The organism is Escherichia sp. TW14182 (genome assembly GCF_000208525.1).
In the GTDB taxonomy this organism is placed as follows: Bacteria; Pseudomonadota; Gammaproteobacteria; order Enterobacterales; family Enterobacteriaceae; genus Escherichia; species Escherichia ruysiae.
Genome location: NZ_AEJZ01000012.1, coordinates 1 through 3,678, shown reverse-complemented (window position 1 = coordinate 3,678; position 3,678 = coordinate 1). Strand labels below are relative to the sequence as shown.

Here is a 3,678-nt window from a genome sequence, read left to right as displayed (position 1 = left end):
GAACACCAAGCCGCCTGATGGCGGTTTTTTTATTGGAGACAAGAAATGTCAGATTTGGCTATGAAGGTTTTGAAATGGCAATCGACTAGCGATGTTGGCATCAGTAGCGCAACTCTTGCCTCAATCGCATGTGGACTGAAAAAGAATATCTATGGTCATAGCTTCGGTGCTCCACATGACGCAGCCGATTTCAGACGATGCGTTGCACTTGTTGAGCAGATTCCAGAAATCAGAGATTCATTCGACAAGGTTGCAAAGCGCGTTCCGGCATTCAAAGGCATCCTCAACGAATGGGATTCTCTCGTTGCTCTGTTGAAGTCTGAAATGAAGATACACGGAAACAAAGCACCAGAGACTTACAGAAGAATCAGCGAGCTACGCAAGGACTAACGCCTCACACTCGATGAGGCCTGTACATATCTGATAGAGCCGCTATATGGCGGTTTCTTTTTGCCTGGAGAATTAAGATGACCGATACCAGCCTGATTCCTGAGAAAGAAGTGATGAACAAGCTCGGTGTTTCATCACGTCAGACAATCTGGAACTATACCAAACGGCACGGATTTCCGAAGCCAGTCAGAACCCACCCCAAATCATACCTTCGTGAAGCTGTTGAAGGGTGGATTCTTAACGGTGGCGTTAACCAGAAATGTTCCTGATGTGCCAGAACAATTTATCAGCGTGAAGCTCATACGCTTTGCGCTGAGCCTCTATCCAGTCGTGTTTATTGTATACGGACATTATCCCGCCAAGTTCATGACCGAGCATTCGCTCAGTAACATGAGGCTCGACATTCATCTCGGACAGACGTGTAACAAGCGTTCTTCTGAAATCGTGTGTTCGCCAGTAACCTAGATCCATCCCTCCCCTTATTCTATTTACGAATCGGTTGGCTGCAGCGATGCTGATCGGTTTGTTTATGTCTTCTCCAGGGAAAAGAACATCATTGTACGTTGTCATGGCCTTTTCGAGGAAAGGCTTAATTTGTTCGAAGATTGGACGGCGGATAACATTACCCATCTTGCTATGCTCTTTCGGTACGGTCCATACGTTTTCCAGCAGGTCAAATTCTGTCTTTGTTGCCAGCCTAAGCTCTGAGAGCCTCGCCCCCCACAGCATAAGCATCTGATGAAGCAGCTTATTTGACGTAGAAGCACGGCTTCTTTCAATAGCAAGCCAAATCTTAGCCAGTTCGTGATACGACAGTACCCGATCCCCTACCTCAGCGCGTGAGCCGAAGTCCCTTGGCTGGATGCTCATAATTGCGCAACTATCTATCAACTGACGCCGCATGCACCAACTTATTGCTGATCTTAGTTGACTTAGCACCTGCCTTGCTCGGCGTGGATTATCTCTTTCTTCTTCGGTAAGCAGGTCAACCCATTGCTTAACCGTGATAGAAGATGCCGGACGATTAGGAAATGCGTCATGCATGCGCTTCATAACCGTTGATCGGTAAAGTGCCTGGGTCTTTTCTCTGAGAGTTGTAGAGACGTAGTTGTCGAACCAGTAGTCGAGACACTGGGCGACCGTCATGGAGTTCTCCACCTTCTCTTCAAAATAGGTGCGTGGATCCGTTCCTGAGAAATAGAGCTTTCGCAAGTCAGCAGTGATCTGTCTGGCATCCTTCAAAGACAGGGATGGATATCGACCAAGCCCAAGTCGATTAGGCTTGCCATGCCAGCGATAGCGGTACTGGAACTGGATGACCCCCTTCGGTGAAATTCGTACGCTGAGCCCATCGGCATCAGCCACTTCTTGTGGGCCAGAATATGGTTTACCATAAATAGTACGCAGTTTTGTGTCGCTTATAGCCATAAATAAATATTTGGTACGCTCAAAAATAATGGTTTGGTACACATCTGGTACACAATATCACATGGACAACAGCGCACAGTAAACAACTATATTTGACGTTCGTAGACATACTCAGGTGAAAAAATGGTTGTTTTTCGAGTTATAACAGACAGTTAATTAACTACAGTGGACAATGCTAGACAATGACAGACACAGATAAACAACCTACCTTCCTCTTTCACGATTATGAAACCTTTGGCACGCACCCTGCGTTAGATCGCCCTGCGCAGTTCGCTGCCATTCGCACCGATAGCGAATTCAATATCATCGGCGAACCAGAGGTTTTTTATTGCAAGCCTGCAGATGATTATTTACCCCAACCAGGAGCAGTTTTAATCACGGGTATTACCCCGCAGGAAGCGCGGGCGAAAGGAGAAAACGAAACTGCGTTTGCCGCTCGCATTCATTCGCTTTTTACCGTACCGAAGACCTGTATTCTGGGCTACAACAATGTACGTTTCGATGACGAAGTCACACGCAACATTTTTTATCGTAATTTCTACGATCCCTATGCCTGGAGTTGGCAGCATGATAACTCTCGCTGGGATCTGCTGGACGTCATGCGCGCCTGTTATGCGCTGCGTCCGGAGGGGATCAATTGGCCTGAAAATGATGACGGTCTACCGAGTTTTCGCCTTGAACATTTAACCAAAGCGAATGGTATTGAACATAGCAATGCCCACGATGCGATGGCCGATGTGTACGCCACTATTGCGATGGCGAAACTGGTGAAAACGCGTCAGCCACGCCTGTTTGATTATCTCTACAGCCATCGCAACAAGCACAAATTGATGGCGTTGATTGATGTGCCACAGATGAAACCCCTGGTTCACGTTTCCGGTATGTTTGGTGCATGGCGTGGCAATACCAGTTGGGTTGCGCCGCTGGCATGGCATCCTGAAAATCGCAATGCCGTGATTATGGTGGATTTAGCAGGAGATATTTCGCCATTACTGGAACTGGATAGCGACACGCTGCGCGAGCGCCTGTATACCGCGAAAGCCGATCTGGGTGATAACGCCGCCGTTCCGGTTAAGCTGGTGCATATTAATAAATGTCCGGTATTAGCACAGGCGAATACGCTTCGCCCGGAAGATGCCGATCGGCTGGGCATTAATCGCCAGCATTGTCTCGATAACCTGAAAATTCTGCGTGAAAATCCGCAAGTGCGTGAAAAAGTGGTGGCGATATTCGCTGAAGCCGAACCATTTACGCCTTCAGATAACGTGGATGCCCAACTTTATAACGGCTTTTTCAGCGACGCCGATCGCGCGGCAATGAAAATTGTACTGGAAACCGAGCCGCGTAATTTACCGGCACTGGATATCACCTTTGTCGATAAACGCATTGAGAAGCTGTTGTTCAATTATCGTGCGCGTAACTTCCCAGGAACGCTGGACTACGCCGAACAGCAACGCTGGCTGGAGCACCGTCGTCAGGTCTTCACGCCAGAGTTTTTGCAAGATTATGCTGATGAATTGCAAATGCTGGCACAACAATATGCCGATGATAAAGAGAAAGTGGCGCTGTTAAAGGCGCTTTGGCAGTACGCAGAAGAGATCGTCTGAAAAGAAAAAACCGGAGCGATAAACTCCGGTTTTTAGTGACTTACCGGATGGTTACATCATCCGGCTTGTAATATTATGCAACGTCTTCGTATTGCGGAACCGGATTGCGGAAGCTCTTCGTCACGCAAGCCAGATAAATCAGACCGATTGCCGCCCAGATCAGACCCAGAACCATTGAGCTTTCTTCCAGGTTCACCCACAGCGCACCTACAGTCAGAGCACCACACATCGGCAGGAACAGATACTGGAAGTG

4 protein-coding genes and 1 pseudogene are annotated in these 3,678 nt (G+C 48.0%); 3 read left to right on the top strand and 2 right to left on the bottom strand.

Annotation, left to right across the window (positions count from 1 at the left end):
- Nucleotides 1-45: 45 nt before the first annotated feature.
- Together EQY_RS0101440 and EQY_RS0101435 are read left to right on the top strand one after the other, a co-directional pair.
- On the top strand, nucleotides 46-390 hold the full coding sequence (locus EQY_RS0101440; RefSeq protein ID WP_001281205.1) for a hypothetical protein: 345 nt from the start codon (nucleotides 46-48) through the stop codon (nucleotides 388-390).
- Between the two features lie 77 nt (nucleotides 391-467).
- Entirely contained in the window at nucleotides 468-659 is a 192-nt protein-coding gene (locus tag EQY_RS0101435) for a helix-turn-helix transcriptional regulator (RefSeq protein ID WP_000132739.1), read from the top strand.
- On the opposite strand, the gene EQY_RS0101430 is transcribed toward EQY_RS0101435, so the two are convergent.
- On the bottom strand, nucleotides 640-1,818 hold the full coding sequence (locus tag EQY_RS0101430) for a tyrosine-type recombinase/integrase (RefSeq protein WP_024212361.1): 1,179 nt from the start codon (nucleotides 1,816-1,818) through the stop codon (nucleotides 640-642). The two genes, EQY_RS0101435 and EQY_RS0101430, sit on opposite strands and share 20 nt — an antisense overlap.
- Nucleotides 1,819-2,000: 182 nt before the next feature.
- Between EQY_RS0101430 and sbcB the strand changes: the two genes are divergently transcribed.
- Nucleotides 2,001-3,425 carry an exodeoxyribonuclease I gene (gene sbcB / locus EQY_RS0101425; protein ID WP_000132556.1) on the top strand — a complete coding sequence of 475 codons (1,425 nt, stop codon included), beginning with the start codon at nucleotides 2,001-2,003 and terminating at the stop codon, nucleotides 3,423-3,425.
- A gap of 73 nt (nucleotides 3,426-3,498) precedes the next feature.
- Here the strand turns inward: sbcB and EQY_RS0101420 are convergent.
- Nucleotides 3,499-3,678, bottom strand: a pseudogene (locus EQY_RS0101420) (putrescine/spermidine ABC transporter); the annotation flags it as partial.